Below are 15,484 nucleotides of genomic sequence, written 5' to 3'. Positions count from 1 at the left end.
CGCTTAATCGAAAGAGAAGAGAAGGGCCTTTACATTTAAATATTTGGGAATAGTAGCAAAGGAGGCATTTAAATCCGCGGATCTTTGCACAACTTCCGTCTTAACGTGCGTACATATTACCAATGCAGCTATTAATATCGGTATCAATAATAATAAGAACGGAGAGATATTTGATAAAAGCGTTTTCATATTTTTAGGAGTTAAGGTGTTCATTTCTTTATTATATTATGATGTTACAAATAAACGATGGTTTTCCTTATCCATAAAGTTTTTTAGACTAACGCTTTATATTTCTAGACAAACGGGAAACTAACTACATCGTTTATTTCTGCGAGTTCATCCTGTTTAAAAGTCAGTTAGTATATCAGAGGGGCCAAATTGCCACATAAAGGATATATTTGTTATCTTGTAAGTAAATATAAAAGCAATGGACAAAAATAAGAGCGCTTAGCCTGCATGAAGAAAAATCATACCCTTTATCATATACTCGTTTGGCTTATTTTGGCCACGCTTTTATTTTTAGCAAACGATAATAAGAATAGTTTCCCGCACGTAATTTTTTATATTCTATTCTCGCTATTTAATATTGGGATTTTTTATCTGACTTATTTCTATATTGCCCCTTATTTTATCGGAAACAAGCGTTATCTTTCAGGTTTTATCATCGCTGCTTGCTCTCTATTCGTCAGTTCCATTATCAAATTAACAATCGCCGTCTATAACGAGCCGATTCTTATGCATTATGGCGACCATATGGAACGCACTTTAACCAAAGGTGAGTATTTTACTTCCGCACTTATTATTACCCTCTTTTTCATGTTATTGGGTTATGCTTTTAGATTGGCTACAAACTCTTATCAAATGGAACAGGCCAGGAAAACGCTTGAAACGGAAAAGTTAAATGCAGAGCTTGCATTTCTAAAGACGCAGATTAATCCTCATTTTCTCTTTAATTCGCTCAACAATATTTATTCATTAGCTTACCAAAAATCGGATAAAGCCCCGGAAGCCATATTGAGGTTATCTGAAATCATGCGCTATATGCTATATGAAAGTAACGATGAAAAAGTATCCTTAGAAGATGAAATCAATTATCTTGAAAATTATATAGAACTTCAAAAACTTCGTGTAAAAGAACAGGTATATTTAGATCTGCATATCAACATTGACAATTATCAACACCGCATCATGCCTTTGTTAGTAATCTCATTTCTGGAGAATGTTTTTAAGCATGGTGTAGCAACGGATAAAGAGCATCCGATCAGGATTACAGTTGAAGTTCAAAACAGTCGTCTACATTTTAAGGCACAGAATAAGAAGAATAAGCTAAATAAAGATAAATCCGGAGGCATTGGTCTCACAAATCTTAAAAGAAGACTGGAACTCGGGTATCCCGAAAAGCATACCTTTATCGTGCAAGACAACGATGATTACTACAGCAGTGAATTATTTGTATATTTATAAAGCAAATTGATGAACCATGATACGATGTTTAGTAGTTGATGATGAGCCTTTGGCATTAGACATTATAGCAGATTATATTCAAAAAGTTCCGGAGCTTACCTTGTCTGCTACGACGACAAATGCAATTGAGGGATTGGGATTGGTACAACAAGGTGCAATTGATTTGGTTTTTTTAGACATACAAATGCCTGAGTTAACCGGCATTCAATTTCTAAAAATTATAAATGGAAAATGCGATGTAATTCTCACAACCGCTTATCCACAGTATGCACTTGAAGGCTACGAACTTAATGTTACTGATTACTTGCTGAAGCCAATTGCCTTTGATCGATTTTATAAATCGATACAAAAAGTCATTGGTCAAAAAACACAATTTTTTCAAAAGGGTTCACAGATTGAATCGATGCAAAACCACACGAAGAACAGTGAGTTTATTTTCGTAAAAACCGAACATAAAATTCAACGTGTCGACTACGACGATATCTACTATATTGAAGGATTAAAGGACTATATTTCGATCTACACTTCCAGCGAGCGGATAATTACGCTGCAAAACATGAAAAAAATGGAGGAAACACTTCCTGAAGAACGGTTTATTCGGGTGCATAAATCGTATATTGTGGCATTAGAAAAAATTGAGAGTATAGAGCGTGGCCGAATTTCATTGAAAGAAAAACTAGTTCCAATAGGGGATACCTACCGAGATTCCTTTTTTAAGCGCATTGGCGAGAAACATAGCTAAAATCGGAGTTGTTCGATTATTCTTAGTGAACTCAGTTCAATGATTCAGCTGAAGCTAAATGCATTCGCGGTTTTCCAATAGTATGATAGCCTCCCTTCCCGGACAATACATTATTATACACCAAGTGGTCCGTTGCCCCTAAAAGCGCTTGTGCCTTCTTTATGGCTTCGTCCTTTGCTTGCGCTATACGATATCTACCTCTTTGAAAATAATAGCGTGATGCAATCTCTTCTTCAAGTGCTGCCGCAATTTCTCCTTTACCAATCATGAAATCTTTTTCTTTCAGCGACTGAATTTTTTGCTCCAATAGTTCCAATTCAGGCACAGTCTGTTTAACTTGGTTACTGTCTTCCAAAGCGGAACGAAGATATTGAAAGGCTTTTTCAGCGCGTGAACTATAGGTAAATTTCTGCTCTGATAAATAGCTTAAAAAATCCTTATAGTCTTCATCTGATAAACGAAACAACTGAAGGTCTTTCATCAGTGAATCATGTGTATGATAATACCTATTTGCGTATCCGGAAATCAAAAATTTATTTTTCAATTCCTGAATAAGAGCACTTGTTTTCTTTTCCTTTACCTCAATATCGGGTGATATACCATCACCATTATAAACTTTTCTTCCCGCTACTGTACTAAATTCGGTGATCAAACTATCATTAATCTTTATCGCTTTACCACGATTATCCCTATGCGCATAGTCGAGCGCCTGAATGCATCTTCCTGATGGTGTATAATATTTCGCAACCGTTACTTTTACCATATTATTATAAGGCAAGCGGTAAGTTTGTTGCACAAGCCCCTTTCCAAAGCTCTTCCTTCCAAGCACCACAGCTCGATCTAAATCCTGCAAAGCTCCCGCCACAATTTCGGAAGCAGAGGCTGAACGTTCATTTATTAATACAACTAACGGTAATTCCAGTGCTAAAGGGGCCTGCTTAGTCACATAAGCAAATCGACTATCGCCCCGTCTTCCCTGTTGAAAAACCACTTCTTGTCCCTGTTTAACAAAAAAGTTCACGATCTTTACCGATTCCTGAAGAATACCGCCACCATTATCTCGCAGATCTAACACCAGCCCTTTTAATGGTGTTGTTCGCTTCATCTCCAGGATTGCTTTACGCACTTCATCTGCCGCTCCTGTTAAAAACTTGTCCAGCTTTATATAGCCTATATTGGCCGGTAATATAGTTGAGTAGCTTATATTAGGTTGTATTATTTTCCGGCGAACGATCTCTTTGTTTTCCCGTACTCCTGTTAAATTTTTTTTTACCGTTAGCTTGATCGGTGTCCCTTCTTCACCCTTTAATAGATGGCTGACATCTTCTGCAGCCATTCCCTGAACAAACTGGCCATCGATACTTACAATCTCATCGCCAACCTCTAATCCCGCTTTATGAGCGGGATAATCTTCAAATATTTCAGCGATTTGAATACTTTTATCTTCCAGACCTACAATTCTAGCACCCAAACCCGCATATTGTGTGTTGATATACCGAAGGCGAAAGTCGTCAAGATCTGATTCAGGAACGAACTCGGTATAAGGATCCAACTCCTCCAACATCGAGTTGATTCCCTTTTTTATCAAAAGATTTGGATTTACCTCCTCAACATAGGTCGTACTGACCTGCCGATAAAGAGCCGCAAAGATTTCGAGGTTTTTTCCAATCGCAAAGAAGTCATCTTTAACGTGGGTGAACGCCATCAATATCCCCCCTACGATAAGTCCTATCAGTAGCTTAACGATATAACTACTTTTCATGAATCTATTCATCAGTCTCTATTTATTGATAGAAAATCAATGCTCCAGGGATAGGTTCTGAAGCGTTGACTAATTGCTTACTTAAATGTATAAAATCTGATGTAGATTGGCGGTCAATCAAGGTCCCTGAATTTACATTAAAGTCTATTTCCCGATAAATCGGCTAGCCCTTTCTGTAATGTAAACAAGATATACTCCGGTTTTCTTTTTACACGTATGGATAGCCTGTTGACGAGATCCTCTTCCTCTCCCGCCTGATAGGCTAAATCTTCTTCAGTAAGATGATTATACTTCCGCTTGATCTTCTCTCTGAGAACCTTCCAATCAGCTTCATTTAAAGTAAAAGACATCATATATGTTGGTTTTAAACAAACTTAAAATAAAATTTAACTAAATCAAACTTAGCTAAAATGCTTGACATTTGCGAACACGAAATAAGCGCACAATCTTGGCCTATTAGTTAAATACAATCGCATCGTGTATGCGATGATTTATATATGTTATTAACGGCTTCTTTCTCTATTTTAGGCTCGAAATTTGTGGAATCTGGTATCGGTATGGTCAACAGCTATTAAAACCTTACCGATTATGCTATTAACAATTAAAAAACGAGTATTAACATGAAAAAAACACTTTTATCTATTTGTATACTGATCAGTACAATGACGATTGCTTCCGCACAGTTACTCCCTACTTTTCAACTTGGTATTAAAGGAGGATTAAACTTTTCCTCTTTAAAAACAGACGAAAACTGGTTCGATAAGAGCAGTCGCACAGGCTATCAGGCGGGATTATGGGCCCGGATCGGTGGAGCTGGTTTTCATTTTCAACCGGAACTGTATATAACCGGTAAAAACGCAGAAGCAAAACTTACAGATGAAAATAATGCGCAAGTAGATTTCAATTTTACCAGTTTAGATCTACCACTATTACTAGGCACTCGAATTGGATTAGGCCCCATAGCTGCTCGTGTTCAAGTAGGTCCGGTTATCTCTTTTTTAATTGATAAGGATAACTCCATTTTTGATCGTATCGGAGATGCTACAAGACCTGGAAGCTATCGAAATCAAGCAATTGCTCTTACCGGCGGTGTAGGAGTAGATATTATGAAGTTTAGAGCCGACCTACGTTATGAGCATGGGTTAAGTAGCCTAACGAAAGACGGTGCCGAATCGCAAAAAATAAACTTGTGGACTATCGGTGTTGGCTATCGCTTATTTTAGCCCTCAATAGCAAAAAAGCAGAAGAGTGATCTTCTGCTTTTTATTATGTTAAGATATGTCTAATTTACGCTGCATGATAACAGCAATATTCTTCGCCCTAAACTTTACTTCTTCTGCATTCACCCCTTCAAACAATTGATTTACTGTATCTTCCCATAAATCAAGCCATCTAGTAAAATGTGCAGGTTTAAACGCAGCCAGATAATTTAGGTTCATATGCTTAAAAAGCATACCACCCTTATAAGCGCCGGTTTGGAATAAGATATTTTCCCAAAAAGAAACAATAGTTGGAATATGTTCATCCCAATTTATCGGGACTACCGATGTAAAATAATGACCTATCAGTTCATCTGTTGTAGCTCGTTCGTAAAATAAACGAACTAACCGTTCGATGTCCGCTCTATTTTGTATATCGTTCATATCTTAGCTCCTCGTGGCGTGATAATACTAAATTACAAAGATACACATATAAAATCTTTGTGAATTCTGCAATACATAGCTGATTCGGAAATATTTATAACGGTTCTTTTCCCTAAACTTTGTGTGATTCGGGGCATTCATTCTATAGAAAATGACACTTGTGATAGGAAAAAATTAAAAAAAGGCCACCAAGAACATGGTAGCCTTCCGTCAGATACTAAAACAAACAGTACATACTTCTAAAGTACTTTACCGTTATCTTGAACCTTGCTATACAGCTTTACTGGCGTTAGCAAAGTCATTTCGTATATTTTAACCTAAAAGGTTAACAAAATTGACACTTCAATGGTCCCTTCCTATTTCTTCAAAAGGACGTTATCCTATATAGAAATAGTGTGCCAAAAAAGAAAAGCGCATTTACGGCACGTTAAAGGCATTTTTTTATATCAAACAGTACAGCAAACCCCCAAAGTGTGGATAAAAATCCACACTTTGGTCTACAAAAAGCATCCTGATCTTGGAATATGATGTATAGAGCATACTGCCTTGATACCATAGTATATGTTATCTTTGTAAGATATGAATGCATCAGAAATAAATAATCGATGGCGTGTGCTACAAAGATATACAGCCGATCATTTTGATACGGAGACACCGGATATAAAAGTTTTTTTGTTTTTAATTGGTGTACAAGAGCTTGGAAAAGGTCCACAGAACTTTTCCAAGAGACAGAAGGAGGAACTTATGCATATTGCAACCTGTCGGTTGTTTAGCGAAATGGGCTTCTATGAACTCGAAGGAATTGACCAGGACGGATGGCCTCATTGGAAATTAATCAAATCGATCCCCAATTACACGCTTTTAGAGCAAGAACTTATTTTAAAATCGCTCATTATTGACTACTTCGAAGCGCATATCCCAAACTCTACAACTAATATTTCATAATATATCTATGCCCATATGAAGAAAATAATTCTTTTCTTATCACTATCACTTCTAAGTCTATTGACATTCGCAGCAAAACCTGAATACAGTTATGTTCGTGTTTCGGTGAATGGCACAACATGTATCGTAAAACTCTACAACGAAACACCAAAACACCGGGATAATTTTATCAAACTAGTAAACGAGGGTTTCTATAACGGTTCCCTTTTCCATCGGGTAATAAAAGATTTTATGATTCAAGGAGGGGATCCGGATTCGAAAAACGCAGCACAAGGAGTGCTTTTAGGCGAGGGTGACCTTGACTATAAAATACCAGCTGAATTCAATGATAGCCTCTTTCATAAAAAAGGGGTTCTTGCCGCTGCACGCGATAATAATCCGGAAAAGTCATCTAGCGCGGCTCAATTTTACCTCGTCCAAGGCAAAAAGTACACCCCGAAAGAACTGGATAGGTTAGAGCAGCTAAAACTGGAGGGGAAAAAAATTCCTTCCTATCAACGTGATATCTATGAAACACTGGGCGGCACCCCTTTCCTAGATCATAATTATACTGTTTTCGGCGAAACGGTAAAAGGTATATCCTTAATTGATAGCATAGCTGCATTGCCGACAGATAGCAACGATCGCCCACTCCAAAACGTCGTTATGGAAATGAGTGTTCTGACACCATTGGCGACTAGGAAACTGGAAGCAGAACTTCGAGGAGAACCTTATAAACCAAACATTTTCAGGCGATTTTTAGATTTGTTTGCGAAATAGAACACAGCGTCTAATTATTAAATTCGCCCCATTCATAGCCATAAAAAATACAGCACAAAAGCACACAACCATTAATGAAAATAATAACTTATAATGTGAATGGCATCCGCGCTGCCATGCGAAAAGATTGGATCAGTTGGTTAAAAGAAGCAAACCCGGACATCCTCTGTCTGCAAGAAATCAAGGCTTCTCCTGATCAACTAATTGATTTGCTATTAATCGAAGCACTTGGTTACGAACATTATTGGTTCCCTGCTGAAAAAAAGGGCTATAGTGGAACGGCTATCTTAACAAAACATAGCCCCAGACACGTTGAATATGGTTGTGATATCGATGTATATGACAGAGAAGGCCGGATTATCCGCGCTGATTTTGACGAGTTTTCTGTAATCAGCGCGTATTTTCCGTCGGGATCAAGCGGGGATATCCGACAAGATTTTAAGTATCAATTCTTAGACGATTTTCGCCGTTACAGCGATAAACTGCTAACGGAATTTCCCAATCTAATTATTTCGGGCGACTACAACATTTGTCATCGAGCCATCGATATTCATAATCCCAAGTCAAATGCCAATAGCTCTGGCTTTTTACCGGAGGAACGCGCTTGGATGGAAGAATTTATAAATAGCGGATACATCGACACATTTAGACACTTGCATCCAGAACCTCATCAATACACTTGGTGGAGTTACCGCGCAAATGCAAGGGCAAAAAACCTTGGTTGGCGTATCGACTATAATCTCGCTAGCAAACCTTTAGAAAGCCGTGTCAAGCAGGCCGCTATTTTAGCAGATGCGTTACATTCGGACCACTGCCCGGTTGTATTGGAATTAGCATAGTATTTAATCAAAAAATATTAACTGGTATGGTCTGCTATAATCAGCCATTTATTTGCAATTTTTTTGAACAAAAGGGTAAAAACACCGCCAACATCGTCATCTTTCCGCTTCAAATGCCATTTACCAAGAACGAAATAGCTGTTGACAGACAATTCTTCGAATCGTAACAGATCAAATGTTAACAAACCCATCCTTTCTTTATCGGGATAAGTCTTTATATAGCGATCCAATGCTCCTTGCCAACCATAAATCGGTCCTGTTTTCCCAACAAAAAGTAAACTATCGCTTTTCCAATAGCCTTCCATAAAAGACTGAATATCTCCTGCATTCCAAGCCAGCTCCTGTTGATGCAAAACTTTTTTTATCGCAGATATCGCTTGCTCTTGTCCGGACACGCGCATCGACATCGCAATTATTATAAATAAAAAAAATAAGGTCTTTCTCATATTGATGTTTTATGGCATTAAAAATAAGTTATTACTTTCGAACTCGCTACGATAAAGCGAATATCGTTGAAACCCCCGAAAATTATCTTGCTAACAAAAGCAGGAGAATTTCTATTCTTTAAAAATATTTTATACTTTTGAATCAAAGCTTTAGGGGTGTCCCATTTTTTGGGGCTGAGAGTTACCCTCATAACCTGCTCAGGATAATGCCTGCGAAGGGAAAAGTAGACGAGTCTTCTCATAACCGTTTCTGGTTGACTTCTAAAGCATTTAATTTTTTGCCTTATGGAAGTCACTATTAATCATCAAACATTTGTTGTAAACGGACAGCATCTTTTAGCTGCCTTGGAAAGTTATGGACTAGCCCAAACAAAAGGTGTTGCCATCGCTGTAAATGAACAGGTTATTCCCAAATCCAACTGGAATAGTTTTCAGATCCACCCAGGTGATCAGATAGTGATCATTACCGCGGCTCAAGGAGGATGATCCGCTTGCATTTGAACCCCAATACAATAAAATTATTTCAAAATGAAAACAGAAAAACTGCCTTCAGCGCAAACCATCAGCAGAACACCTTTTCCCGGTTCCAGAAAAATTTATGTGCAAGGCCCTTTGCATAATATTCGTGTACCGATGCGTGAGGTCTCATTAAGCGCCACCACCGATCGCTTTCGAAACGTAACAGAAGAAAATCTTCCGGTTACTATCTATGATACAAGCGGTCCATACACCGACCCAGACATCGCTATTAACGTGCGGCAAGGCCTACCAACATTACGAAACCCTTGGATTGAAGAACGGAATGATACCCATCGATTGAACGAGATTAGCTCAGCATATGGCAAATCCCGATTGAGCAATCCATCACTTGATTATCTACGTTTTGAGTATTCAGCATCGCCCAGAAGAGCTAAGGATGGAGCGAATGTCTCCCAAATGCATTATGCAAAAAAAGGTATAATAACGCCTGAAATGGAGTTTATAGCCGTGCGTGAAAACATGCGCCTGGAAGAACTTTATGAGAAGGACAATAGTTTATGGCAACAGCACAAAGGGCAGAATTTTGGCGCGCATGGGCATGACGGACTCATAACACCTGAATTTGTCCGCTCGGAGATTGCACGAGGACGGGCGGTTTTACCAAATAATATTAATCATCCGGAAACCGAACCCATGATTATCGGTCGGAATTTTTTGGTTAAGATCAATGCGAATATAGGCAACTCGGCCGTAACGTCCAGCATTGAAGAAGAAGTAGAAAAAATGGTTTGGGCTATTCGATGGGGCGCTGATACCGTAATGGATTTATCAACCGGTAAGAATATACACGAGACCCGAGAATGGATTATTCGAAATTCGCCGGTGCCTATTGGAACGGTGCCTATTTACCAAGCGCTTGAAAAAGTAAATGGCAAGGCGGAGGAATTAACTTGGGAGCTTTTTAAAGACACTTTAATTGAACAGGCGGAACAAGGTGTTGACTACTTTACCATTCATGCGGGTGTGCGTCTTCCTTATGTACCTTTAACGGCCAAGCGGACAACAGGCATTGTTTCACGTGGAGGATCAATTATGGCTAAATGGTGTTTAGCCCATCATCAAGAGAACTTCCTATATACACATTTTGAAGAAATCTGTGAAATCATGAAGGCCTATGATGTTTGCTTCTCGCTGGGCGATGGTTTACGCCCCGGATCTATTGCAGATGCCAACGACGCAGCACAGTTTGCCGAATTGGAAACCTTGGGAGAGCTAACGCAAATTGCGTGGAGGCACGATGTACAAACGATGATTGAAGGTCCCGGCCATGTTCCTATGCACATGATTAAAGAAAATATGGACAAGCAGCTAAATGCGTGTGGGGAAGCTCCTTTTTACACCCTTGGGCCCCTCACAACAGACATCGCTCCTGGATATGACCACATCACATCAGGTATAGGAGCAGCCATGATTGGTTGGTTTGGTACCTCAATGCTATGTTACGTTACACCTAAAGAACACTTGGGGTTACCGAACAAAAAAGATGTGAAGGATGGTGTCATTACCTATAAAATTGCGGCGCATGCAGCCGATCTTGCTAAAGGTCATCCCGGTGCTCAGTATCGCGACAATGCAATGAGCAAGGCCCGATTTGAATTTAGATGGGAAGACCAGTTTAATCTGGCACTGGATCCGGATACCGCAAGGGAATATCACGATGAAACACTACCTGCCGAAGGTGCTAAAACTGCTCATTTTTGTAGCATGTGCGGCCCAAATTTCTGCAGCATGAAGATTACGCAAGATGTTAGAAAATTTGCTGCAGAGCAAGGTTTAGACCCCAATGATGCTTTGGATAAAGGACTGAATGAAAAAGCAAAGGAATTCCGCGAAAACAACTTTGAACTATATTCTTAGCACTGTTATATGAAACTGGTCATTATTAGTCCGGAAACATTTATCCGAAATGAAGCAAAAACAGTTCATAAACTGTTTGATCATGGATTGGAAGTTTTGCATCTCAGAAAACCGGATGCAACCATTGAACTTATTAGAAAGTTTCTCCAATCTATTGATTCTTCCTTTCACCACAGGTTAATTGTTCACGGTCATCACAGCCTGTTTCAAGAATTTAATATAGGTGGGATTCATCTGAAAGCCGCTGAATTTAAAAGAGTGGAAGGAGTTGGAATAATTTCCGGTTCGGCACATTCTGTGGCTGAGTTTAAAGCCATGGACGGGCCTTTAACGCAAATTTTTATCAGTCCCGTTTTCGATAGTATTTCCAAAGCAGGATATCGAGGTGAAAGAAATCTACTAGAAACCGGGGTCCTAAAAAGACAAGGACAACTCATCGCCCTTGGCGGTATTTCAGATAAAAATATTGGTCTAATAAAAAGAAAGGGCTTTGACGGCGCCGCGACGTTAGGACATATATGGCATTCAACTAATCCCGTATCAAATTATATACATCTAAAACACCTGATAGCTGATCAAGTTTATGAGTCAATTTAAAAAAACCATCGAGCGACTACAATATATTACGCAGGCGGTAAGGGAGAAATCGATCCTTGACCAAGTCAAAATTACAACGAAGGAAGGGATACGATGGATTCAATTTCGGTTAAAAACCATCGATGACAACACCTTTAAACAGCAAGCGATAAGATGTATGGAAGTTTCAAAGCAACATCAATGCACCTTTCTCATAAATGACCGCGTTCATATTGCAAAAGAAATTGATGCAGATGGCGTCCATATCGGGAAAGATGATCTATCACCTAGTCTTGCAAGAGAGATACTGGGTCCCAATAAAATCATTGGCTGTACAGCTAATACCATCGACGATATCATACGCTTAAGCAAACAGCCGATCGACTACATTGGTTTAGGCCCTTTTAGGTTTACGAAGACCAAAGAAAAGCTAAGTCCGACTTTAGGCTTAACGGGTTATCGTGAAATCATCGGGAAGGTCAAGGATCGGCATATCGACATTCCCATCATTGCCATTGGCGGAATACATTTCGACGATATCGATCCTCTATTTCAAACAGGTATACATGGCATTGCCGTGTCGGGAATTATTTCAAATAGCAGTCAACCTCAAAATGATTGCCAAAATTTACTGAAACAAATAGCACTACAATCATGTCCAATAGCTTAAAAATAGCGGATAAAATTTTTTCCTCCCGTTTGTTTACGGGCACAGGAAAATTTAGTTCTCTGGCAATGATGGAAGAAGCATTGCTTGCCTCAGGATCAGAATTGGTGACCGTCGCACTCAAACGCATTGAGATCAACTCGCAGGATCAATTACTTAAACATCTTGATGATCCCCGAATCAATTTGTTGCCCAACACCTCGGGAGCACGAACCGCTCAAGAAGCAATCTATGCCGCCGAGCTTGCCAGGGAAGCATTAGAAACGAATTGGTTAAAGTTAGAAATTCATCCGGACCCCAAGTACCTGATGCCAGATCCGATTGAAACCTTTCTCGCAGCGAAGGAACTGGTTAAAAGAGGCTTTGTGGTATTACCCTATTGTCATGCGGACCCCGTGCTGTGTAAACGATTGGAAGACGCGGGGGTGGCAGCCGTTATGCCATTGGGTGCTCCCATAGGAAGCAATCAGGGGCTGCAAACGTTGCCGATACTGGAGATTATTATTCAACAATCGAATATCCCTGTTATCATAGATGCGGGAATTGGTAGACCGAGCCAGGCTGCACAGGCAATGGAAATAGGGGCTGCTGCCGTATTGGTGAATACGGCTATTGCGGTAGCTCCTGATCCGGTTAAGATTGCAACCGCCTTCAGAGACGCCGTCCAGGCCGGACGACTTGCTTACGAGGCGGGGATGGCTATTTCAGGGCAAGAAGCGCAGGCATCTAGCCCACTTACGTCTTTTTTAATGCATACCTAATGTTTACGACTAGCTTCAACCAATTTAACTGGGCAATTGAAAAGGCCTCTATTGAAAGTAAAACACAAGCGGATGCTGAAAGGGCTCTTCGTTCTACAAATCGTACCTATGAGGATTTTAAGGCACTTATTGCACCTGCAGCGCGTTCTCTAATAGAACAGATGGCTTTATTAAGCCAAAAAGAGACACAGCAGCGCTTTGGTAAAACAATACAACTATATGCGCCCTTATACCTCTCGAACGAATGCCAGAACATCTGCACCTATTGTGGTTTTAGTTTAGATAACAAAATACCAAGAAAAACGCTTACAGCGTTGGAAATTTTGCAGGAAATTGCCGTACTGAAAAAGATGGGTTATCAACATATTCTCTTGGTAACTGGTGAAGCGCAACAGCAGGTTGGAATGAATTACTTCCGGAAAGTGCTTCCACTTATTAAACAGCATTTTGCCCATATTGCAATGGAGGTACAACCATTGGATGAGTGCGATTATCGAGAGCTAGGCCAGCTCGGCGTTAATACGATCCTGGTGTACCAGGAAACCTATCATCAATCGGACTACAAGATTCATCATACGAAAGGCAAGAAATCTAACTTCAAATATCGCTTAGAGACACCGGATAGAATTGGACGCGCTGAAATTCGTAAGATTGGATTGGGTGTTTTATTGGGACTTGACGATTGGCGTACCGATAGTGCTTTCGCTGCCCTTCATCTGCAATACTTGGAGAAGACTTACTGGAAAAGCAAATTCTCTATTTCGTTTCCACGACTTCGCCCCCATGCAGGAGGACTGGAACCAAAAACTGTCATCAGCGACGCAGAGCTCGTACAACTCATTTGTGCCTGGCGCCTATTTAATCGCGATGTGGAACTTTCTATGTCAACACGCGAAAGTCAAAACTTCCGGAATAACATTATCAAATTAGGGATCACCTCCATGAGTGCCGGTTCTAAAACAAACCCTGGCGGCTACGCGGTTGAGCCCCAAAGTTTGGAACAATTTGAAATAGATGATTCACGGACACCGGAGGAGATCGTTGCTGTAATAAAACAGGCGGGGTACGACCCTGTTTGGAAAGACTGGGATTCCATGTTACAATTAGATTGATAGTTAGATTAGCTAGTTTCATGTTAAAAGACAGAGAATATTACGACCGACAAATAAAATTGACGGGTTTTGGCGAGTCCGCTCAAAAAAAACTACAACAGGCAAAGGTGTTGGTTATCGGTGCCGGTGGACTTGGTTGTCCGACTTTACAATATCTCGCAACGGCAGGTGTGGGGCATATCGGTATTATTGACGGGGATCTTGTTTCGGTGCATAACCTGCATCGACAAGTTCTCTTTAGTCGAGAAGATATTGGCCATTTCAAAGCTTCTGTCGCTGTAGAAAAATTAAAGCAGTTACAACCTGCTGTCCAACTCAAATCCCATCCCTTTAGCTTAAGTGCTGATAATGCCTTGGAGATCATATCACAGTACGATCTAATTGTTGATGGCAGCGATAATTTTAATACACGTTATTTAGTAAATGATGCCTGTGTGATAAGCGGTAAATCCTTCGTATCAGGTGCGGTAAATGATTACACAGGGCAATTGTCGGTCTTCAATTATAAAGAGGGGCCAACTTATCGTTGCCTTTACCCTGATGCACCCGATCCCGATCATTGCCATAGCTGTTCGATCAATGGCATTCTCAATGTATTACCTGGTATGGTTGGAATCTTTATGGCAAATGAGGTTATAAAGGTCATTACAGCCTATGGAGATGTTTTAAGCGGCAAGTTGCTGACAATCGATATTCAAAAAAATCGTTATCAAAGCTTCTCTTTTGCTGCGGATCCGAACAACAGGAAAATAAACACTTTGAAACATCATAAATATGTAATGCATGGTCGTGAGGCGCTGACTTATCAACGATTAAATCCCAATACACTACTGGTTGACGTGAGAGAAGATTGGGAATTTGAGGAGAAAAATATTGGTGGTATCAATATTCCACTCTATGAATTGCCCCATCGGGTTTCCGAAATTAAAGGCAATCACCCGATTATTTTTTTGTGTCAATCGGGACTGAGAAGCAAGCAAGCCGCTGCCTTATTTAAAAATGAAAACCGACAAATTATGATCGCTAAGCTGGATTAGGGTCGATTCAGCTTTTCGTTATTCTTGTGTCTTTCGCTATCGCGAATAGACTTTTTATGAAGATTTTTCTCGAGCGCATCGGTTAGATCAATTCCTGTCTGGTTTGCTAAGCAAATCAAGACGAAAAGCACGTCAGCCATTTCATCCGCTAAATTTACTTCCTTATCCGATTTTTTGAAGGACTGTTCACCATATTGTCTTGCCATAATGCGCGCAACTTCACCCACTTCTTCCATTAACATGGCCGTGTTGGTAAGCTCATTAAAATAACGGACACCGGTTGTTTGAATCCAATGATCAACTAATTCTTGTGCTTCCTTTATTGTCATAGTTC

The 15,484-nt window shown here is 39.9% G+C and carries 19 protein-coding genes and 1 riboswitch; of the genes, 13 read left to right on the top strand and 6 right to left on the bottom strand.

Features of this window, described 5'->3' with window-relative positions:
• Positions 1 to 3 precede the first annotated feature (3 nt).
• Positions 4 to 189, bottom strand: coding sequence for a hypothetical protein (locus RYH73_RS04125; RefSeq protein WP_335312013.1), 186 nt, complete (start codon positions 187 to 189; stop codon positions 4 to 6).
• Between the two features lie 267 nt (positions 190 to 456).
• Here RYH73_RS04125 and RYH73_RS04120 point away from each other — a divergent pair, with 267 nt between their 5' ends.
• Together RYH73_RS04120 and RYH73_RS04115 are read left to right on the top strand one after the other, a co-directional pair.
• Complete coding sequence (locus RYH73_RS04120) at positions 457 to 1,464, top strand: sensor histidine kinase (RefSeq protein ID WP_335312011.1); 1,008 nt, start codon at positions 457 to 459, stop codon at positions 1,462 to 1,464.
• 16 nt (positions 1,465 to 1,480) lie between these two features.
• On the top strand, positions 1,481 to 2,206 hold the full coding sequence (locus RYH73_RS04115) for a LytR/AlgR family response regulator transcription factor (protein ID WP_335312009.1): 726 nt from the start codon (positions 1,481 to 1,483) through the stop codon (positions 2,204 to 2,206).
• 31 nt (positions 2,207 to 2,237) lie between these two features.
• On the opposite strand, the gene RYH73_RS04110 is transcribed toward RYH73_RS04115, so the two are convergent.
• Together RYH73_RS04110 and RYH73_RS04105 are read right to left on the bottom strand one after the other, a co-directional pair.
• Positions 2,238 to 3,980 (bottom strand): S41 family peptidase, encoded by a 1,743-nt coding sequence (locus RYH73_RS04110; RefSeq protein WP_335312007.1) that lies wholly within the window; start codon positions 3,978 to 3,980, stop codon positions 2,238 to 2,240.
• Between the two features lie 125 nt (positions 3,981 to 4,105).
• Positions 4,106 to 4,321: a hypothetical protein gene (locus RYH73_RS04105; protein WP_335312005.1), complete on the bottom strand. Its 216-nt coding sequence runs from the start codon at positions 4,319 to 4,321 to the stop codon at positions 4,106 to 4,108.
• 267 nt (positions 4,322 to 4,588) lie between these two features.
• Here RYH73_RS04105 and RYH73_RS04100 point away from each other — a divergent pair, with 267 nt between their 5' ends.
• Positions 4,589 to 5,191 carry a porin family protein gene (locus RYH73_RS04100; RefSeq protein ID WP_335312003.1) on the top strand — a complete coding sequence of 201 codons (603 nt, stop codon included), beginning with the start codon at positions 4,589 to 4,591 and terminating at the stop codon, positions 5,189 to 5,191.
• 48 nt (positions 5,192 to 5,239) lie between these two features.
• Here the strand turns inward: RYH73_RS04100 and RYH73_RS04095 are convergent, their stop codons facing one another.
• Positions 5,240 to 5,611: a group III truncated hemoglobin gene (locus tag RYH73_RS04095; RefSeq protein WP_335312002.1), complete on the bottom strand. Its 372-nt coding sequence runs from the start codon at positions 5,609 to 5,611 to the stop codon at positions 5,240 to 5,242.
• A gap of 579 nt (positions 5,612 to 6,190) precedes the next feature.
• Here RYH73_RS04095 and RYH73_RS04090 point away from each other — a divergent pair.
• The 3 genes from RYH73_RS04090 (at position 6,191) to RYH73_RS04080 (ending at position 8,154) form a co-directional block, all read left to right on the top strand.
• A complete protein-coding gene (locus RYH73_RS04090) occupies positions 6,191 to 6,556 on the top strand; it encodes a hypothetical protein (protein WP_335312001.1) in 366 nt (121 codons plus the stop codon).
• 15 nt (positions 6,557 to 6,571) lie between these two features.
• A complete protein-coding gene (locus RYH73_RS04085; RefSeq protein WP_335311999.1) occupies positions 6,572 to 7,315 on the top strand; it encodes a peptidylprolyl isomerase in 744 nt (247 codons plus the stop codon).
• Between the two features lie 74 nt (positions 7,316 to 7,389).
• A complete protein-coding gene (locus RYH73_RS04080; RefSeq protein ID WP_335311998.1) occupies positions 7,390 to 8,154 on the top strand; it encodes an exodeoxyribonuclease III in 765 nt (254 codons plus the stop codon).
• Between the two features lie 17 nt (positions 8,155 to 8,171).
• Here RYH73_RS04080 and RYH73_RS04075 read toward each other — a convergent pair whose 3' ends face one another.
• Positions 8,172 to 8,600 carry a YybH family protein gene (locus RYH73_RS04075; protein ID WP_335311996.1) on the bottom strand — a complete coding sequence of 143 codons (429 nt, stop codon included), beginning with the start codon at positions 8,598 to 8,600 and terminating at the stop codon, positions 8,172 to 8,174.
• 142 nt (positions 8,601 to 8,742) lie between these two features.
• Positions 8,743 to 8,838: riboswitch (TPP riboswitch) on the top strand.
• Between the two features lie 47 nt (positions 8,839 to 8,885).
• On the opposite strand from RYH73_RS04075, the gene thiS reads away from it, so the two are divergent.
• From thiS to RYH73_RS04040, 7 genes are read left to right on the top strand one after another with little or no spacing between them, the layout of a single operon-like run.
• A complete protein-coding gene (gene thiS / locus RYH73_RS04070) occupies positions 8,886 to 9,086 on the top strand; it encodes a sulfur carrier protein ThiS (RefSeq protein ID WP_335311995.1) in 201 nt (66 codons plus the stop codon).
• 42 nt (positions 9,087 to 9,128) lie between these two features.
• On the top strand, positions 9,129 to 10,997 hold the full coding sequence (gene thiC, locus RYH73_RS04065; protein WP_335311993.1) for a phosphomethylpyrimidine synthase ThiC: 1,869 nt from the start codon (positions 9,129 to 9,131) through the stop codon (positions 10,995 to 10,997).
• 9 nt (positions 10,998 to 11,006) lie between these two features.
• Positions 11,007 to 11,594 carry a thiamine phosphate synthase gene (locus RYH73_RS04060; RefSeq protein ID WP_335311992.1) on the top strand — a complete coding sequence of 196 codons (588 nt, stop codon included), beginning with the start codon at positions 11,007 to 11,009 and terminating at the stop codon, positions 11,592 to 11,594.
• The gene (locus RYH73_RS04055; RefSeq protein WP_335311990.1) at positions 11,581 to 12,243 is read left to right on the top strand and encodes a thiamine phosphate synthase; all 663 of its coding nucleotides are present in this window, start codon (positions 11,581 to 11,583) and stop codon (positions 12,241 to 12,243) included. The genes RYH73_RS04060 and RYH73_RS04055 overlap by 14 nt, the downstream gene beginning before the upstream one ends.
• Entirely contained in the window at positions 12,228 to 13,001 is a 774-nt protein-coding gene (locus tag RYH73_RS04050; protein ID WP_335311988.1) for a thiazole synthase, read from the top strand. The genes RYH73_RS04055 and RYH73_RS04050 overlap by 16 nt, the downstream gene beginning before the upstream one ends.
• On the top strand, positions 13,001 to 14,113 hold the full coding sequence (gene thiH, locus RYH73_RS04045; RefSeq protein WP_335311986.1) for a 2-iminoacetate synthase ThiH: 1,113 nt from the start codon (positions 13,001 to 13,003) through the stop codon (positions 14,111 to 14,113). The genes RYH73_RS04050 and thiH overlap by 1 nt, the downstream gene beginning before the upstream one ends.
• Positions 14,114 to 14,133: 20 nt before the next feature.
• The gene (locus RYH73_RS04040) at positions 14,134 to 15,150 is read left to right on the top strand and encodes a HesA/MoeB/ThiF family protein (protein ID WP_335311984.1); all 1,017 of its coding nucleotides are present in this window, start codon (positions 14,134 to 14,136) and stop codon (positions 15,148 to 15,150) included.
• Here the strand turns inward: RYH73_RS04040 and RYH73_RS04035 are convergent.
• Positions 15,147 to 15,479, bottom strand: coding sequence for a nucleotide pyrophosphohydrolase (locus RYH73_RS04035; RefSeq protein ID WP_013664672.1), 333 nt, complete (start codon positions 15,477 to 15,479; stop codon positions 15,147 to 15,149). The genes RYH73_RS04040 and RYH73_RS04035 overlap by 4 nt on opposite strands.
• Between the last annotated feature and the right edge of the window lie 5 nt (positions 15,480 to 15,484).

The sequence above is a fragment of the Olivibacter sp. CPCC 100613 genome (assembly GCF_036959255.1).
Classification (GTDB): Bacteria; Bacteroidota; Bacteroidia; order Sphingobacteriales; family Sphingobacteriaceae; genus Olivibacter.
This window is presented reverse-complemented; position numbering and strand designations above follow the sequence as displayed.

Excerpts from the sequence above, each read along its gene's own strand:
- thiC (WP_335311993.1), top strand. The coding sequence starts at position 9,129 with ATGAAAACAGAAAAACTGCCTTCAGCGCAAACCATCAGCAGAACACCT.
- RYH73_RS04055 (WP_335311990.1), top strand. The coding sequence starts at position 11,581 with ATGAGTCAATTTAAAAAAACCATCGAGCGACTACAATATATTACGCAG.
- thiH (WP_335311986.1), top strand. The coding sequence starts at position 13,001 with ATGTTTACGACTAGCTTCAACCAATTTAACTGGGCAATTGAAAAGGCC.
- RYH73_RS04115 (WP_335312009.1), top strand. The coding sequence starts at position 1,481 with ATGATACGATGTTTAGTAGTTGATGATGAGCCTTTGGCATTAGACATT.
- RYH73_RS04085 (WP_335311999.1), top strand. The coding sequence starts at position 6,572 with ATGAAGAAAATAATTCTTTTCTTATCACTATCACTTCTAAGTCTATTG.
- RYH73_RS04050 (WP_335311988.1), top strand. The coding sequence starts at position 12,228 with ATGTCCAATAGCTTAAAAATAGCGGATAAAATTTTTTCCTCCCGTTTG.
- RYH73_RS04105 (WP_335312005.1), bottom strand. The coding sequence starts at position 4,321 with ATGATGTCTTTTACTTTAAATGAAGCTGATTGGAAGGTTCTCAGAGAG.
- RYH73_RS04035 (WP_013664672.1), bottom strand. The coding sequence starts at position 15,479 with ATGACAATAAAGGAAGCACAAGAATTAGTTGATCATTGGATTCAAACA.
- RYH73_RS04095 (WP_335312002.1), bottom strand. The coding sequence starts at position 5,611 with ATGAACGATATACAAAATAGAGCGGACATCGAACGGTTAGTTCGTTTA.
- RYH73_RS04040 (WP_335311984.1), top strand. The coding sequence starts at position 14,134 with ATGTTAAAAGACAGAGAATATTACGACCGACAAATAAAATTGACGGGT.
- RYH73_RS04080 (WP_335311998.1), top strand. The coding sequence starts at position 7,390 with ATGAAAATAATAACTTATAATGTGAATGGCATCCGCGCTGCCATGCGA.
- RYH73_RS04125 (WP_335312013.1), bottom strand. The coding sequence starts at position 189 with ATGAAAACGCTTTTATCAAATATCTCTCCGTTCTTATTATTATTGATA.
- thiS (WP_335311995.1), top strand. The coding sequence starts at position 8,886 with ATGGAAGTCACTATTAATCATCAAACATTTGTTGTAAACGGACAGCAT.
- RYH73_RS04100 (WP_335312003.1), top strand. The coding sequence starts at position 4,589 with ATGAAAAAAACACTTTTATCTATTTGTATACTGATCAGTACAATGACG.
- RYH73_RS04090 (WP_335312001.1), top strand. The coding sequence starts at position 6,191 with ATGAATGCATCAGAAATAAATAATCGATGGCGTGTGCTACAAAGATAT.
- RYH73_RS04060 (WP_335311992.1), top strand. The coding sequence starts at position 11,007 with ATGAAACTGGTCATTATTAGTCCGGAAACATTTATCCGAAATGAAGCA.
- RYH73_RS04120 (WP_335312011.1), top strand. The coding sequence starts at position 457 with ATGAAGAAAAATCATACCCTTTATCATATACTCGTTTGGCTTATTTTG.
- RYH73_RS04110 (WP_335312007.1), bottom strand. The coding sequence starts at position 3,980 with ATGAATAGATTCATGAAAAGTAGTTATATCGTTAAGCTACTGATAGGA.
- RYH73_RS04075 (WP_335311996.1), bottom strand. The coding sequence starts at position 8,600 with ATGAGAAAGACCTTATTTTTTTTATTTATAATAATTGCGATGTCGATG.